The following is a 15,526-nucleotide window of genomic DNA, read 5'->3' as shown; positions in this document are numbered from 1 at the left end:
TTCAGGCGACGGGCGAGGGATTCCGCTCGAAGCCGGCTTGGTGGAAATAAGGGTAGGCGAGAGCGGTGTCGCTGGCGGCGTCCAGCTTGGCCACCTGCTCCTTGGTGAGGTTCCAACCAACAGCACCCAGGTTCTGGCGCAACTGATCTTCGTTGCGCGCGCCGATCACGATCGTGGAAACGGTCGGGCGCTGGAGTAGCCAGTTGATCGCGATCTGCGGGATGGTCTTACCGGTTTCCGAGGCGACTTCGTCGAGGGCATCCACCACGCGGTAGAGGTATTCATCATCCACCGGCGGGCCCACATCCACATTGAGCTGCGATTGCAGGCGGCTGTTCTCCGGGAGAGGGGTTCCACGGCGGATCTTGCCGGTGAGACGGGCCCAGCCGAGCGGGCTCCAGACAACTGCGCCAATCTTCTGGTCGATGCCGAGCGGCATCAGTTCCCATTCGTAGCTGCGGCCGATCAGCGAGTAGTAGGCCTGGTGGGCGACGTAGCGGGCCCAGCCATATTTTTCGGCGATGGCCAGCGACTTCATCAGGTGCCAGCCGGAGAAATTCGAAACGCCGAGGTAGCGGATCTTTCCGGCGCGGACGAGGTCATCGAGAGTGGAAAGTGTTTCTTCGATCGGCGTCTGCGCGTCGAAGCCGTGGAGTTGGAACAGGTCGATGTAGTCGGTTCCGAGGCGCTTCAGGCTGCCATTGATTGACTCGATCAGGTGATGGCGGGAGGAGCCGATGTCATTCGGGCCTTCGCCGGTGCGGAAGGTGGCCTTCGTGGAAATGAGGACTTGGTCGCGCTTGCCTTCGATGGCCTTGCCGAGGATCTCCTCGGCCTGCCCGGCGGAGTAAACGTCCGCGCTATCGAACATGTTCAGCCCGGCTTCGAGGCTGATATCGATGAGCTTCTTCGCTTCCTCGACGCCGCTGTTTCCCCATGCGGAAAAGAGCGGGCCATTGCCGCCGAAGGTGCCGGTGCCGAGGGTCAATACCGGGACCTTGAGGCCCGATCCGCCGAGATGTCGGAATTCCATGGTGGGGACGCGTGTTGTTCGAGACTCATCGAACATCTAAACCCAATTTCTGCGCCGTCAAACGATAATTCGATGATTGTCGAACAATGAGGGTATGCTATTTTGTGTCGCAATGAAACCCTACAGTCACCCCGAACCTCAGGACGTCACCCTGCCCACGGTGATGCAAGCGCTGTCCGATCCCTGCCGGATCGAAATCCTGCGCGCACTGATGGAAGAAGGGGAACTGGCCTGCGGGGATATCCCGCTGGATATCTCGAAAGCGACGCGTTCGCATCATTTCGCGGTGCTGCGTGAGGCGGGCTTGGTGCTGACACGCACCGAGGGCACGCGCTGCATGACTTCCGTGCGAACCGAGGAAATGGAGAAGCGTTTTCCGGGATTGCTCGATCTCGTGATGCGCGAGAAAGCGAAGAAAACCGGGAAGAAGCCGGCAGCGAAATCGCTCTGAGCCTCCGGTTCACTTCGTGCCGGTTTTTTGGCTGCGCCGCGTGGTGAAACCGCTACGCTGCGAAGATTACCGGAAAACCGCATGAAAACCTTCACTCTCAACGTCAACGGCCAGGAACGGAAGGCCGAGGTCGAGGAGGACACCCCGCTCCTCTGGGTGCTCCGCGACCACCTCGATCTGGTAGGAACGAAATTCGGCTGCGGCATGGCCATGTGCGGTGCCTGCACCGTGCACTTGAATGGCGAGGCGATGCGCTCTTGCGTGACGCCCATTTCAGCCGTCGGTGACAAGAAGGTCACGACGATCGAAGGACTGGCCACGGACGGAAAGCTCACCGCGCTGCAGCAGGCATGGTGTGACCTCGATGTCGCCCAGTGCGGCTACTGCCAGGCCGGCCAGATCATGTGCGCGACCGCCCTGCTCCGCGAGAAGCCGACTCCGACCGACGAGGATATCGACCTCGCGATGTCCGGAAATCTCTGCCGCTGCGCTACCTACACGCGCATCCGCAAGGCCATCCACACCGCAGCCGCCGCCAAGTAAGCCATGAACGCGACACCTGACATGATGGACCGCCGCGGATTCTTCCGGATCGGCGCGCTGGTGGGCGGAGGCTTCATGCTTGGCTCCTGGTCGAGCGCCGCGGAAGCCGCGGCCACTGCCTTTTCCCCGAATGCCTTTATCCGGATCACTCTGGAAGGAGTGATCACGATTTTCTCGAAGAACCCGGAAGTGGGGCAGGGGATCAAAACCTCGCTGCCAATGATCATCGCGGAGGAGCTCGAAGTGCCTTGGGAAAAGGTGACGGTCGAGCAGGCCCCGGTCGATGAGAAGGCCTTTGGCCGCCAGATGGCTGGCGGCAGCATGTCCACCCCGACGAACTACGATAACCTTCGTAGAATGGGAGCCATCGCCCGCACGATGCTGGTGGAAGCAGCTGCGAAGGAATGGGGTGTTCCTGCCGAGGAGTGCGAAGCCACTGCCGGGGAAGTGATTCACAAGTCCTCCGGTAGAAAGGCGGGCTACGGCGCGCTGGCCTCCGCCGCTTCGAAGCTTCCGGTGCCCGATGCGAAATCGGTGAAGCTGAAGAAGGTCGAGGAGTTCAAGTTGCTCGGGAAGCGGATCGGCGGCGTGGACAATCCGAAGATTGTCACCGGACAGCCGCTATTCGGCATCGATCAAAAGCATGAAGGGCTGAGATACGCGAGCTACGTGCGCTGCCCTGTTTTCGCCGGGAAGGTGAAGGAGGCGGACTTGGATGCGGTGAAGAAGCTTCCCGGAGTGACGGATGCCTTCGTGATCGAGGGCAGCGGCGACCACTATGGCTTGCTGCCGGGCGTGGCGATCATCGCCAAGGATACGTGGAGCGCGTTCAAGGCGAAGAATGCCTTGCAAGTGACTTGGGATGCCGATGCCAAGGAAAGCTTCGCGGCGCACGCGGCGAAAGCTGCCGAAGTGATGAAAGGCAAGGGTTCGGGTGAGATCCGCAAGACCGGCGAGCCCGAGTTTCCCGATGATGGCAAGACGGTGGTCGCGAGCTACCACTATCCACACCTCGCTCATGCGAACCTCGAGCCGCAGAATTGCACCGCCGTGTTCAAGAACGGCGCGGTCGAGATCTGGGCGCCAACCCAGAATCCCGGAGGCGGACTGGATGGCATCGCGAAGGCGCTGAATATCGCGAAGGACAAAATCACGATCCACATGACCCGCATCGGCGGTGGCTTCGGCCGGCGCCTGATGGGCGACTTCATGATCGAGTGCGCCGCGATCGCGCAGAAGCTGGAAGGCTCTCCAGTGAAAGTGACGTGGACCCGCGATCAGGATCTTACACACGACTATTATCGCGCCGGTGGATGGCACCATTTCCGCGGCCGCGTGGACGATGCCGGAAAGCTCAGTCACTGGGCCGATCACTTCGTGACCTTTGGCCTCAATAGCGACGAGCGCACCGGCAATGGAGCGGACCTCGGCGGAGATGAATTCCCCAGCCGCTTCGTGCCGAACCTGCTGCTGGAGCGCACCATTTTCCCTAGCAACACGCCCTTGGGTTGGTGGCGCGCGCCGGGTTCCTGTGCGCTTGCATGGGCGATCCAGGGATTCATCGATGAGATGGCGCATGCCGCGAAGAAGGACCCGCTCGACTTCCGGCTCGAGCTGCTGGGGGATCAGCCCGAGGTGCCTGCCACCGGTGGACGTGGCCAATCCTACAATGCCGCGCGGATGAAGGGCGTGCTGAAGCTCGTCGCCGAAAAATCCGGCTGGGGCGAGAAGCTCGAGCCCGGCCATGGCAGGGGCATCGCCTTCCACTTCAGCCATCTCGGGTACGTGGCCGTGGTCGCCGATGTGACCGTCAGCAAGGACGGCAAGCTGAAGGTGAACAAGCTCTCCGCCGGTGTGGATGTCGGACCGATCATGAATCTCAGCGGTGCCGAGAACCAGGTGGAGGGATCGATGATCGATGGTCTCAGCGCCGCGTGGTTCCAGGAGATCCTCGTCGAAAATGGGGCGGTCCAGCAGAAGGGCTTCCATGACTATCCGCTGCTCACGATGAAGGATGCGCCCAAGGTAGAGGTTCACTTCGCAAAGTCGGACTATCCGCCGACCGGGCTTGGCGAACCGGCGCTGCCGCCGACAGCGTCCGCGATCTGCAATGCGATCTTCGCCGCCACCGGAAAGCGTGTCCGCACCTTGCCCTTGGCGAAACAGGATCTAAGCTGGAGCTGACGTTATCTGCCGATGAGCGATTGGCCATTTCTCTTCGACTTCGCCCGCAAGCATCGGGAGGGCAGGCTTGCGCTTGCCTCGCTGGTGGCTCGTGAAGGTTCGAGCTACCGGCAGCCAGGCGCGCGAATGTTGATTGCGGAGGACGGCAGCTTCACGGGCTCGCTGAGTGGAGGGTGTCTTGAGGAAGGCATCGCCAACGCTGCGCGCCAGGTGTTTGCCGAAGGTGCGCCGCGGAAGATGACGATCGATACGCGTCCGCACTTCGGCTGTCCGGGGAAATTGCACGTTCTGATCGAGGAGATTCCTGCTGCGCTTCCGTTGGTTGTGGAGTCAGCACTCCGTGAGCGGCGACCCATCAGCTTGGTGACCGATGATGCGGGCACGCGCGTCGGATCACGAGGCTCCGATGAAGCCCTGATCGAAAAGGTGGAGCCGCCGGTCCGCTTGATCGTGGTCGGTTGGACGCCGGACATCGAGCCGGTGCTGTCCTTCGCGGCTTCACTTGGTTGGCAGCGCCACCGGGTGGTGCGAGAGCAGCGGATGATTGCCGAGACGCCTCGGGTGGCGGGGGAAGCAATCCGTGCACTCTCTGCCGACGAACTGAGGGAACACTACGTGCCCGATGACTCCACGGCAGTACTGATGATGACCCATCACCTGGCGACGGACCTCGCCTTCCTGCGCGAAATCCTGCCGGCGGGCTATGGCTATGTCGGTTTGTTGGGATCGCGAAGGCGTCGCGAGACCTTGCTCGGTGAGCTGGGCTCGTTGGGGCTTCTCGAAGATCCTTCCGTCACCGATCGCTTTTATGCACCGGTCGGGCTCGATCTTGGCGGGCATCATCCCGCGTCGATTGCGCTCGCGATTGTTGCGGAGATCCAGGCTGCCCTCGCTGGTGCGCCCGCAGGATTCCTGCGCGACCGCAAGGGCTCGATCCATGCCGTCTCCGTTTCCGCATGAAGATCGGAGCGCTTGTGCTGGCGGCGGGAAAGGCGAGCCGCTTCGGCTCCCCGAAGCAGCTGCTGGAGATTGATGGCGTGACCCTGCTGGATCGCGCATGCCTCACCGCGCTCGCCGCGGGCTGTGATCCGGTGCTCCGCGTCATCGGCGCACACGCGGAGGAGATCCTTGCCCGCGAATGTCCTGCCCGGGTGTGGACCTTCCATCACGCGGATTGGGAGCAGGGAATGGGAAGTTCGCTCGCCTCCGGAGTCAGGCATCTGCTGGACCTTGCTCCTGATATTGAGGCGGTACTGGTGCTGCTTTCGGATCAGCCTGCAGTCACAACTGACCTGTTAGAGGCGATGTTTGCCGCACTGCGGGAGCCGGTGCCCTCGATCGTTCTTTGTGATCACGGGGAGGCAACGGGACCTCCTGCTCTTTTCGCTGCCGAGCACTTTGACCGGCTGCTTGGGCTTGGCGGAGATCAAGGGGCTAGGGTGATTGCGTCCCGGCACCCGGAGGCGGTGGGGAAAGTGCCATTTCCGGAGGGGGCTTGGGATATCGATTCGCCGGAAGTTTGGGAGAGATTCACTCGGGCTCGGGATGCCAGTTCGAAGCCGCAATCCCCATGATCTCCAGATAAGGTTTTCCGTCGGCGGTCCTTCGCCGGGTCAATTGGAGTACCGGAGCAATCGGGTTTCCGGGCCGGACAGCGGCGGCCAAGCCCCGATGGGTGGTGGATCCGGTCTCGACGAAGCCGAAATAGCTCTGTTCATACCAAGGCAGATCGAGCCGATAGGCGGCCATGTTTTCTCCGCCGGGAAACTTGGTAATCTCGGTGGTGCGGACCTCGACGTGAAAGGCTCCGGTGTCACTGCCTTGCCCGCCTGCGAATTTGGCGAGGTGGTCATTCTGGAATTCGACGAAGGTTTCCCAATCCACTTTCCAGCCTTCCCTAGTTTCGAGCAGTGTTACATCGATCGGCTTGGAATGCGATTCCGTGGTGACTCCGAAGGTCGCGAGTTTGACGCCGGATTCCCCGTCGTTGCGTGTGAGCTGTGCCGTGATCGCGATCGGCCTGATCGGTCCATCGGCGAACTCGGCATAATAGGTCTCCATCTTGGGACCGATGTTCGCGCCATGTAGCGAGTGCTTGAGCCGTGATCGCCAGTCCGGAGCCGAGAGGAAGGCCTTGAGGGCTGCCTCCGGTGCCGAGATCACCTTGAGCTCTCCGCTTGGCTGATCTTCATGTGTGATTTCAGGAACTGGTTCGAGAGGCCGTTCGGGCGTTGGGGGGCTGAGAGCGGTTTCGGGGACATGGGGGCTAACCGGCTGCTCGGGCATTTCCGGTGCCGCTTGCTGGGAAGGCGCTTTGTAGAATCCGATGGCGAAGCCCGTGGCTAAGCCCAGGATGCCGGCGATAAGCGAAGAAAGGACGAGCGCGCAGCTTGTCCATTTCCGGCCATCCCGTTGTGGGGGTGGTCCCGCTGTGCGGATGGGGGGAGCGGCGGTTTCGAGGAAGGGCTGGGAAAATGGTAACGGGCGAGGTTCCGAAGGGGCTTCGGGGGGCTGTGCTGGAATCTCGGGCTCCTGTTCCGGGGGGTGAGTTACCAGTCGTGGTGCTTCGAGCCGGGCCTCCGTTTGAGTCGGTGGTCGAGGGGCGACTATTCCGGGTTCTTGGGGATCTACCGGCAGTGAAGGCTCGGCTTCAGTTTCAGATTGGGAGTCCGGCTGCGGAGACTCTGTCCCGGGATCTGGTGCGGGCTGCCATTGCGATCCGATGAAGGGATTGAAGGGGTCGTCGCGCTTGCTCGGTACTGGTGGCCGGATGGGCGGAGAGAGAGGTGGCGGCGAAGACACTCTTCGCGGGCCAGCACCGGTCGCGATGTCAGGTCCTATGATTTCCTGCCGGCAGCGGGGGCAGGGCCCTTGAAAGCCCGATGCTTCCACAGGCACCCGCAGGGAGATCCCGCAGGCAGGGCAGTGAAATTGGATCACATCGGGCATGGATTCGCTCGGCGTGGCCCTTTTGCCATGAAGGAGTGGAAGATGTCGATGTTAGCCGACAATCAGGATCCGTTCCGAGGAGAGGGGGGCAGCCAAGCGGGCCACGTGTTGTTCCAGGCGCGGATGGTCGAGGCGATGAAGCTTGAAGCCCTGCAAGCGGGGATAGGTGCCGGCGCCGTGCTCGCCTCTTGGGATCAAAGAGACCGTTTCCGGGGCGAGGGACATGCCGGTGCCCAGCCCTTTCAAGAGGGCTTCCTTACCGGTCCAGAGGTCAAGCAGGGTGCCGCTCCGTAATTCCTCGTCTTCCGGAAGGGTCGCCATTTCCTCCGGATGGCAGAAGGCTTGTTCGCAGCCAAGGAGGCTCCGGCCGCGGTTCTCGGCTTCGAGGTCCACACCGACAGGGCCATCACAGGAAACCGCAACCAGCGCGAGGTCGTGGCAGTGGGATAGATTGAAATGCAGGTCGCCGAAGGGATCGCGGAGGAAGGGTTTGCCGAACTCCGCGAAGTCCAAAGGGACAAAGACCGACTCGATCTCCAGAATCTCCCCGAGGATCCGGCGCAGGGCGCTGCGGCAGGCGCGCCAGTGGCGGGCATCCTTCTCAAATCGGAAGCGCGCTGCCTGCTCGTGCTCGAGCGCCGTTAGGGAAAGCAGCGCGTCCTCGTCCGCAAGGGCCGAGGGATCGACCACGTGAACGATCACACACCCGGGAGTTGGCAGTGATGCTGGCACAGGGCAAGGATGGCCACCTGCCGCGTGGATGCGATCTATTTTACCTCGATGATCAGCGCGGTGGTGTTGTCCCGGCCGGAGTCGGCCACGGCTTCGTTCACCAGGGTCTCCGCGCAGAGATGCTTTCGCGAGAGTTCATTCAGGCGGCGATCCCAAAGGCCGTCCACCAGACCGTCCGAGCAAATGAGAAAGCGGTCGCCCGGACGGCATTGGACGCGGCCGATGTGGGGGTCGATCTTCTGGTTCCCACCGCCGAGCGCTTGCGACAGCGAGCTGCGTCCCGGGTGGGTGCGGGCTTCGCGTTCATTGATTTTTCCTGAGCGGCGGAGCCAGCCGACGTGGGAGTGGTCGTGGGTGACCTGTAGCATTTCTCCCTCCTGCGGGAGGTAATAGATGCGGCTGTCCCCGATGTGGCTGAAGCACATCCAGCCGGGCATGAACCAGCAGAGGCTAAGGGTGGCACCCATGCCGTGGCACTCCGGGTAGTAGCGGCCCAAATCACTGATGGACCCGTGGATCCGCTCGAAGAGCTCCCGCAAGATGTCGGAGAAGCCGGATTCCAGATGCTGCGCGGCCATGCCGAAGCTGGGAGGTAGCAGGCGGGTGATCTTTTCCACCGCGATCTTGCTGGCGAACTCTCCTGACTTGGCCCCGCCCATGCCGTCGCTGACGGCGAAAACGTAGTCCGACTCCTTCATGGTCCCGCTTCCGGTCTTGCCGAGGTAGCGGATCTCATGGGCGTCGAAATTCAGGGCGAGGAAGGCATCCTCGTTGTTGGTCCGGAACCTGCCGACATGGGTCATGCCGGACCAGTTGATTTCAAGGGGATGGGACGGGTTTTCGGGGTCGGGCGAGGTCACGTTTCGTGCGCAAATCTGAGCGTCTGCCGTGGCCGCGGCAAAAAGAAAAAAACCGGGCTTGCTTGCGTCTTGGCCTGCGAACTGCTTTCTCGGGCGTCGGTGCTGGCGCATGCACGCACTGAGGGCTTGCACGCCCCCTGATCATCCGCACGAATCCCCGCGATCCGAACCACAACCTAAGAATACGATGCCCAAGTTCAAATTGGAGTACATCTGGCTCGACGGCTACACGCCTGTCCCGAACCTCCGTAGCAAGACTCAGCTGAAGGATTTCGACTCCTTCCCGACCCTCGAGCAGCTTCCGAACTGGGGCTTCGACGGTTCCTCCACCCAGCAGGCCGAAGGCCGTAGCTCGGATTGCGTGCTGAAGCCGGTTGCGCTTTACCCAGACGGCAGCCGCAACAACGGCATCCTCGTGATGTGCGAAGTCATGATGCCCGATGGCGTCACCCCGCACCCGTCCAACAGCCGCGCCACCATCCTCGACGACGCCGACACCTGGTTCGGCTTCGAGCAGGAATACTTCCTCTGGGAAGACGGTGCTCCCCTCGGTTTCCCGAAGGGTGGCTACCCGGGTCCGCAAGGTCCGTACTACTGCGGCGTGGGCTTCAGCAATGTCGGTGACGTTGCCCGCCAGATCGTCGAAGAGCACCTCGAGCTCTGCCTTGAGGCCGGCATCAACCACGAAGGCATCAACGCCGAAGTGGCGAAGGGCCAGTGGGAATTCCAGATCTTCGGCAAGGGCTCGAAGACCTGCGCCGACCAGATCTGGGTCGCCCGCTACATCCTGAACCGCCTCTGCGAAAGCTACGGCGTGGATGTGAACTACCACTGCAAGCCGCTCGGCAAGGACCTCGACTGGAACGGCTCCGGCATGCACTGCAACTTCTCCACGAAGTACATGCGTGAAACCGGCGGCAAGGAGTACTTCGAAGCGCTCATGGCTGCTTTCGGCAAGAACCTCGACGAGCACATCGCCGTCTATGGTCCGGACAACCACATGCGTCTGACCGGTCTCCACGAGACCCAGTCCATCGACAAGTTCACCTACGGCATCGCCGACCGCGGTTCCTCCGTGCGCGTCCCGCACAGCTTTATCAACGCCGGCTACAAGGGCTACCTTGAAGACCGCCGTCCGAACTCGCAGGGCGACCCGTACCAGATCGCCAGCCGCGTGCTGAAGACGATCTCGGAAGTGCCGCTTCCGTAAGTCTTATTGGACCATTGTTGTTTCGCGAAACGGCCGTCCGGGAAACCGGGCGGTCGTTTTCTTTCGCGGTGACCGGTCAGGAGCTGCGGGAAGGGCCCTTGTGCTTGCCGGGGCGGAAGGGCGTGTTCGTTTCACAGGCGCGCTGGCGTTCTTCGAGGAACGAGCGCTCTGAGGCGACGCCGGTCAGCTCCATGGCCTTGCTGAAACGGGCGGCGGCTTCCAAGCGGCGATCGAGGCGCTCTTCAAAGTCACCGATGACCGCGTGGAAGAGGTAGTAGGTCTCCAGTTGCTCGGGCTTGGCGATGGCCTTGATCGCTTCCATCCCGGCTTGCGCGCCGTGGACATTGGCGACGGCAACGGCGCGGTTCAGGGCGACGATCGGTGAATCGCTGATTTCCACCCAGCGGTCGTAGTGGGAAAGGATGCGGGTCCAATCGGTATCCGCATAGTCCGGCGCGGTGCAGTGGCAGGCGGCGATGCCCGCTTGCAGGTGATACTCGCTGAGGTGATTACCGGTGGAGGCTCTGGCCAGATGCATGATGCCCGCGCCGATGAGACCGTGATCCCAGTGGCTGCGATCCTGGTCTTTGAGGCGCAGGATGTTTCCCTGGTCGTCCTCGCGCGCGGGAATGCGCGCGGAGTCGAGCAGCATCACGGAGAGGAGTGCGTGCGTGCGCGGCAGGTCTCCCGCGGGATGCGCGGCGAGCAGGCTGGCGAGACGGATGGCTTCGCGGCAGAGATCCTCCCGCACCACGCTGTGGCCGTTCGATGCCTTGTAGCCTTCGTTGAAAAGGAGATAGAGCACGTGTAAAACGCCATCGAGCCGGGACTCGAGTTCCGCACCCGCGGGAATCTCGAAAGGGATGCCCTGATCCTGGATGCGCTGCTTCGCACGGGTGAGCCGCTTTGCGATGGCGGCTTCGCTTGTTAGAAAGGCGCTGGCGATTTCGGGAATGCCGAATCCGCACAGCGTCTTCAAGGCGAGGGCGGTCTGGTCTTCCAGCGAGATCAGGGGGTGACAGCAGGCGAAGATGAGGCGCAGGCGATCGTCGCGGATCTCGTCCTCGAATTGCGGGCCATCAATTTCTTCGGGTAGGCGCTCGATCGAGGCTGCGATTTCCGGCTGCTTTTCGTGGAACAGCTTTTCGCGCCGGATGATATCGAGCGCCCGCCGCTTTGCCGTTTGCATCAGCCAAGCGGCGGGATTGTCGGGAACCCCGTAGTAGGGCCAGGTTTGTAGTGCCCGGATCATCGCCTCCTGAACCACATCCTCCGCCAATTGCAGGCGGTGAATGCCGAAGATCCGGGTCAGGGCCGAGACCAGCTTGCCGGTCTCATGCCGGAAGAGGTGCTCGGTCAGCTTCGGGATCTCGGGATTGGGCGAAGGAGGCGCGCTCACGGGGTGATCGATTTCAGGCGAGGGCTTGGAGCTCCGCTTCGCGGCGCATGCGCTCGGCCGGGCAGGCAGGTGCCACCGGACGAACTTCCACGATGATGCCGTAGGGCAGGGCGGGGCACTCCTTGCCGATCTCCAGTGCCTCTTCAAAGGTATCGACGGTCAGGAGGAAGAAGCCGCCGACTGCTTCCTTCGATTCGGCGAAGGGGCCGTCGGAGAGCGTGCGGGACTTTCCCGTGATGACCACGCCTTCGTTCTCCAGGGGATTCGCCGCGGAGAGCTTGCCCTGCTGGGTCAGGCGGTCGAACCAAGTGCTCCAATCGCCCATGATCTGCTGGATCAGTTCGGGCGAGAGCTCCTTGTGCCAATCGGTGCCGCGGAAAAGCAGCAGGTATCCATTCGAGTTGCTGTAGTTGTTCATGTTTTACAAGGGATTGAATGAAGTCGGGGTTCGAGTCACGGCCGGAAATCGAAGACGCCTTTCTGCGTTTCCATGTCCAGCGGCACGGAGACGTGCTCATGGACCACTTTCCACGAGCCGGCGATCTTCTTGAAGCAGACGGTGACGCGCAGCCAGCATTCCTCGGTGCCGCCGCCCTCCTTCGGGCTCATCATGCGGTTGAGGCTGCGGCAAAAGGCAACGTCTTCGCCCGCGGTGACATCCAGTTCGCGGATCTCGTAGGTCGGCGGACCACTGCAATGGTCGAACCACATCTGGTAGTTCTTCCGGTAATCGCCCGCGCCGGTGACTTTCGTCGGCGCGAAGAGATCGTAGCCGGTGAAGTCGGGCGCGTAGTCCTTCATCACGGCATCCACGTCACGAGCGTGAACGGCTTTTAGCCAATCGGCCACCAGGTCGCGGATCTGTTGTTCCTCGTTTCGGGCGAGCGTTGTCATGGCAAGATGGGTTTGGTGTTCTCGTTCTTCGAGGCCAAGAATCTCCTGATGTAAAGGAATGCGAGCAAGAGAAGGGACGCGCAGCAGGCGATGATCAGGAAGATCCGCAGTCCCGATGCCACGGGAATGGAGATGCCCATGCCCGTGAAGAGTGCGATGTAGGCGGCGAGGCACACCGGGCACTTCGGCATCAGCACCAGCATGCTGCCGGGAACGAGCCACGCCGAAGCGGAAAGTCCGCGGCGTAGCGTCGTATCCTTCGATCGCTTGTGAACGATCCTTCTCTTGCAGCACGGGTTCATGCTTTGTCCTCCTTCGAGCTGCAACCGCAGGGTGACTTCTCCGACTCGTCGTAGGTGTCGTGAAGGCGGACCCAGCTCATGGTTCCTTCTTCATTCCGGCCCTTCGGCGTGAGATCCATCATCATGAAGGTTGTCAGCGCTTCCTCGCCACCCCGCGCATAGGTGGAGTAGGTGTGGAAGATCTCGCCGGCCTCGTTCTTGTAGAAGACGCTCATGCCGTGCGATTCGCCGGCCTCGGTTTCCGGTGCGTAGTTATAGCTCGCGTCGCCCTTGGCTACCTGCTCCTCGGTGAAGGAGACATGGTAGTCGTAGTTGAAGTCGTTGTTTGCGGAGGAAACCCATGGGAACTTCCAGCCCATGCGCTTCTTGAAGCCCGCGAACTCCGCCAGCGGAGCCCGTGACACCGCCGCGAAAGCGACATCCCGATGCTCGAAGTGCAGGCGCGCGCTGTCGAAGTGGTCGCAGAGGAAGGAGCAGCCGCCACAGCCCTCCTTCCAGCCGGGCCCGAACATGAAATGATAGATGATGAGCTGGCTCCGGCCGCGGAAGAGATCGGAGAGCGTAACCTTTCCCTCAGGTCCGTCGAAGATGTAGTTCTCGTCCACCTTCACCCAGGGAAGCTCGCGGCGTTGGGCGCAGAGCCGATCACGTGTCCGGTAGAGCTCCTTCTCCTTTTTCAGTAGCTCCTTACGGGCCGCGAGCCATTTCTCACGGGAGACTACCGGATGATTCTCCAGGGTGGCTTCCGGTTCCAAGGTTGATGATTGCGTGCTCATGATTCGATGGGGTTCATGAATATGACGAACGGGGAGGGCCGATCGGGACACTCGGGGTTATTTGGTGCGGGTGGACTTTGCGTTCATGATCGTGGTCCACTTTCCATCTTCGCCCTTCACGCTGCTGGTGAAAGTCTTGTGGTCCTTGTCCTGAAGCGTGATCACTTCCTTGAATTGGCAGATTTTGCCGCCTTGCATCGGGCAGGGACCCTCCGTGTTCAGGGTGAGGGTCTTCTGGTCATCGGAGAGGCTGCCCTCGTAGTTCCACATCTTGCCCATCATCGAATCGACCCAGGTGCCGATGAACTTCTTCTTCTGGGGGTCATACCCGAGGGTGAGGATGCTGGTGAAGGGGGTGCCCATGGCCTCGCCGCTTCCCTCGGAGACAAGCCAGAAGCCACCGACCGAGCGGGCCTTCTCGGTCATCTTGTTTTTCATGGGCTCTTGGTCAGGGCCCATGTGGCATTCCATTTCGGACTGCCATTCGCCGACGAATTGTTCGAGCCACTTGTGCTCGGACTGTGGCTTCGGCATCTCGGGCATTTCCTGGGCGAAGAGGGCGGTGCTACCGAGCATGAGGGAGGCGAAAAGGCTTTGGAGGAAGGAACGGGTCTTCATGTGAATCGTTGTTTAGGTTTGGTTCGTTGCAAACTGCGCTGCCAATGGATTGGCGGCTTTCAATAGGAAGACGAACGGTCGGCCGATTTCTGGACACTGTCCGCGATTTTTTTAGAGCGAGGGCTGTCTCCCGGTAAAAATAGGTCATATAGGACTTATCCGAATCATGCTAGAGCGCCTCTTCCGTCTCCGCGAAAAGGGAACCACGCCCGCCACGGAACTCATCGCCGGCTGCACCACTTTCGCCGCGATGGCCTACATCCTGATCGTGAATCCCACGATCCTCGCGGACGCCGGGATGCCGCGTGAAGCCTTGGTTACAGCCACAGCGCTCGGGGCGGCCATCGCGAGCTTGCTAATGGCCTTACTAGCGAATCTGCCACTCGCGATGGCACCAGGGATGGGCATCAATGCCTTCTTTGCTTATGCGGTTTGCATCGGCATGGGCGTGCCTTGGCAGAGTGCGCTCGCGCTGGTCTTTCTCAATGGCGTCATCTTCCTGCTGCTCTCCTTGAGCGGCGTCCGCGAGCGTATCGTGCATGCCCTGCCGATTTCGCTGAAGGCGGCGATTTGCGCCGGTATCGGTCTCTTCATTGCCTTCATCGGATTGAAGAACGGAGGAATGATCGTCGCCCACCCCGCGACCTTCGTCGCTTTGGGCGATCTCACCCAGCCGCCGGTTGCACTCTTCGCAGTGGGGATCTTGCTCACGTGTGTACTGATCGCACGGGGTGCTCCCGCAGCGGTGCTCATCGCGATCACCGTGCTTGCCCTTGCAGGATTTGCCGTGCCGGACGGGCAGGGTGGAATGATCACGAAGCTTCCCGCATCGCTCGTTTCCCCACCTGCCTCGCTCGAGCCGCTTTTTCTCAAGCTCGACTTCAGTTTCATCCTGAAGGAGCCGCTGAAGGCGCTGCCCGTTGTCCTCGCGCTGCTGCTGGTGGATCTCTTCGATAACCTCGGCACGCTCATCGCCGTCACGAAGCGCGCCGGGCTGGTGAATGAAAAAGGGGAGATTCCCGGACTCTCGCGAGCCCTCGTGGCGGACTCGCTGGCGGCCATCCTTTCCTCGCTGCTCGGCACCTCCACCGTGGTCAGTTATGTCGAAAGCGCGACCGGTGCTCAAGCTGGCGGGCGGACGGGACTGACTGCCGTGGTCGTGGCGATCCTCTTCCTGGTGGCGCTGGTCTTTACGCCGCTCATCCTTGCGATCCCCACGGTGGCCGTGGCACCGGTCTTGGTCGTGGTCGGCATCCTGATGTTCAGCAGCGTGATGGAGATCGATCTCTCACGCTTCGAGATTGCCGCTCCTGCGGTGCTGACCATCGCCACCATGCCGATGGCCTTTAGCATTAGCACAGGCATCGGCATCGGAGTTATCACGATGGTGGCGATCGCTCTCGGGACCGGAAAGAACCGCGAGAGCCTGACGCCTTTCACCTGTGGTCTCGCGGTGGTCTTCCTGATTCACTTCATGGAACCGCTGCTCTTCCGGATGATCGGGAAATAAGCTTCCCAGCTCATCCAGCATCAACGGTCGAGGGGGCTTTGGTGACCATTCCGTTGATTGAAAAA

At 61.5% G+C, this 15,526-nt stretch carries 17 protein-coding genes; 7 read left to right on the top strand and 10 right to left on the bottom strand.

Going from position 1 to position 15,526, the window contains the following annotated elements; all coding sequences use genetic code 11:
• Position 1 precedes the first annotated feature (1 nt).
• Entirely contained in the window at positions 2-1,033 is a 1,032-nt protein-coding gene (locus HHL09_RS08885; protein ID WP_169454203.1) for an aldo/keto reductase, read from the bottom strand.
• A 112-nt stretch (positions 1,034-1,145) separates the two neighbouring features.
• Here HHL09_RS08885 and HHL09_RS08880 point away from each other — a divergent pair, with 112 nt between their 5' ends.
• The 5 genes from HHL09_RS08880 to HHL09_RS08860 all read left to right on the top strand — a co-directional run bounded on the left by HHL09_RS08880 (position 1,146) and on the right by HHL09_RS08860 (position 5,785).
• Positions 1,146-1,484, top strand: a complete 339-nt coding sequence (locus tag HHL09_RS08880) for an ArsR/SmtB family transcription factor (protein ID WP_205761006.1) — start codon at positions 1,146-1,148, stop codon at positions 1,482-1,484.
• Positions 1,485-1,565: 81 nt separating this feature from the next.
• The gene (locus HHL09_RS08875) at positions 1,566-2,027 is read left to right on the top strand and encodes a (2Fe-2S)-binding protein (RefSeq protein ID WP_169454201.1); all 462 of its coding nucleotides are present in this window, start codon (positions 1,566-1,568) and stop codon (positions 2,025-2,027) included.
• A 3-nt stretch (positions 2,028-2,030) separates the two neighbouring features.
• A complete protein-coding gene (locus HHL09_RS08870) occupies positions 2,031-4,211 on the top strand; it encodes a xanthine dehydrogenase family protein molybdopterin-binding subunit (protein WP_169454200.1) in 2,181 nt (726 codons plus the stop codon).
• Between the two features lie 12 nt (positions 4,212-4,223).
• Positions 4,224-5,171: an XdhC family protein gene (locus HHL09_RS08865; protein ID WP_169454199.1), complete on the top strand. Its 948-nt coding sequence runs from the start codon at positions 4,224-4,226 to the stop codon at positions 5,169-5,171.
• Positions 5,168-5,785: a nucleotidyltransferase family protein gene (locus tag HHL09_RS08860; RefSeq protein ID WP_169454198.1), complete on the top strand. Its 618-nt coding sequence runs from the start codon at positions 5,168-5,170 to the stop codon at positions 5,783-5,785. Before HHL09_RS08865 ends, HHL09_RS08860 begins: the two co-directional genes overlap by 4 nt.
• Here HHL09_RS08860 and HHL09_RS08855 read toward each other — a convergent pair.
• The 3 genes from HHL09_RS08855 to HHL09_RS08845 all read right to left on the bottom strand — a co-directional run bounded on the left by HHL09_RS08855 (position 5,742) and on the right by HHL09_RS08845 (position 8,752).
• On the bottom strand, positions 5,742-6,374 hold the full coding sequence (locus tag HHL09_RS08855) for a hypothetical protein (RefSeq protein WP_169454197.1): 633 nt from the start codon (positions 6,372-6,374) through the stop codon (positions 5,742-5,744). The two genes, HHL09_RS08860 and HHL09_RS08855, sit on opposite strands and share 44 nt — an antisense overlap.
• Positions 6,375-7,211: 837 nt before the next feature.
• Positions 7,212-7,862 carry a 4'-phosphopantetheinyl transferase family protein gene (locus HHL09_RS08850; protein ID WP_169454196.1) on the bottom strand — a complete coding sequence of 217 codons (651 nt, stop codon included), beginning with the start codon at positions 7,860-7,862 and terminating at the stop codon, positions 7,212-7,214.
• A gap of 65 nt (positions 7,863-7,927) precedes the next feature.
• The gene (locus HHL09_RS08845; protein ID WP_205761005.1) at positions 7,928-8,752 is read right to left on the bottom strand and encodes a PP2C family protein-serine/threonine phosphatase; all 825 of its coding nucleotides are present in this window, start codon (positions 8,750-8,752) and stop codon (positions 7,928-7,930) included.
• A gap of 187 nt (positions 8,753-8,939) precedes the next feature.
• Here HHL09_RS08845 and HHL09_RS08840 point away from each other — a divergent pair, with 187 nt between their 5' ends.
• Positions 8,940-9,962 (top strand): glutamine synthetase beta-grasp domain-containing protein, encoded by a 1,023-nt coding sequence (locus HHL09_RS08840; RefSeq protein ID WP_169454194.1) that lies wholly within the window; start codon positions 8,940-8,942, stop codon positions 9,960-9,962.
• 76 nt (positions 9,963-10,038) lie between these two features.
• On the opposite strand, the gene HHL09_RS08835 is transcribed toward HHL09_RS08840, so the two are convergent.
• Genes HHL09_RS08835 through HHL09_RS08810 form a run of 6 tightly spaced genes read right to left on the bottom strand, consistent with a single transcriptional unit; the run spans position 10,039 to position 13,951 of the window.
• Positions 10,039-11,361: an RNA polymerase sigma factor gene (locus HHL09_RS08835; protein WP_240963760.1), complete on the bottom strand. Its 1,323-nt coding sequence runs from the start codon at positions 11,359-11,361 to the stop codon at positions 10,039-10,041.
• Between the two features lie 13 nt (positions 11,362-11,374).
• Positions 11,375-11,779 carry a YciI family protein gene (locus tag HHL09_RS08830; RefSeq protein ID WP_169454193.1) on the bottom strand — a complete coding sequence of 135 codons (405 nt, stop codon included), beginning with the start codon at positions 11,777-11,779 and terminating at the stop codon, positions 11,375-11,377.
• Between the two features lie 35 nt (positions 11,780-11,814).
• Positions 11,815-12,255, bottom strand: a complete 441-nt coding sequence (locus HHL09_RS08825; protein ID WP_169454192.1) for a YybH family protein — start codon at positions 12,253-12,255, stop codon at positions 11,815-11,817.
• Positions 12,252-12,557, bottom strand: a complete 306-nt coding sequence (locus tag HHL09_RS08820; protein WP_169454191.1) for a hypothetical protein — start codon at positions 12,555-12,557, stop codon at positions 12,252-12,254. Before HHL09_RS08820 ends, HHL09_RS08825 begins: the two co-directional genes overlap by 4 nt.
• Entirely contained in the window at positions 12,554-13,333 is a 780-nt protein-coding gene (locus HHL09_RS08815; RefSeq protein WP_169454190.1) for a DUF899 domain-containing protein, read from the bottom strand. The genes HHL09_RS08820 and HHL09_RS08815 overlap by 4 nt, the downstream gene beginning before the upstream one ends.
• A 57-nt stretch (positions 13,334-13,390) precedes the next feature.
• Entirely contained in the window at positions 13,391-13,951 is a 561-nt protein-coding gene (locus tag HHL09_RS08810) for a DUF1579 domain-containing protein (RefSeq protein ID WP_169454189.1), read from the bottom strand.
• A 166-nt stretch (positions 13,952-14,117) separates the two neighbouring features.
• On the opposite strand from HHL09_RS08810, the gene HHL09_RS08805 reads away from it, so the two are divergent.
• A complete protein-coding gene (locus tag HHL09_RS08805) occupies positions 14,118-15,461 on the top strand; it encodes an NCS2 family permease (RefSeq protein ID WP_169454188.1) in 1,344 nt (447 codons plus the stop codon).
• Positions 15,462-15,526 lie beyond the last annotated feature (65 nt).

The organism is Luteolibacter luteus, assembly GCF_012913485.1.
GTDB lineage: Bacteria > Verrucomicrobiota > Verrucomicrobiia > Verrucomicrobiales > Akkermansiaceae > Haloferula > Haloferula lutea.
This window is presented reverse-complemented; position numbering and strand designations above follow the sequence as displayed.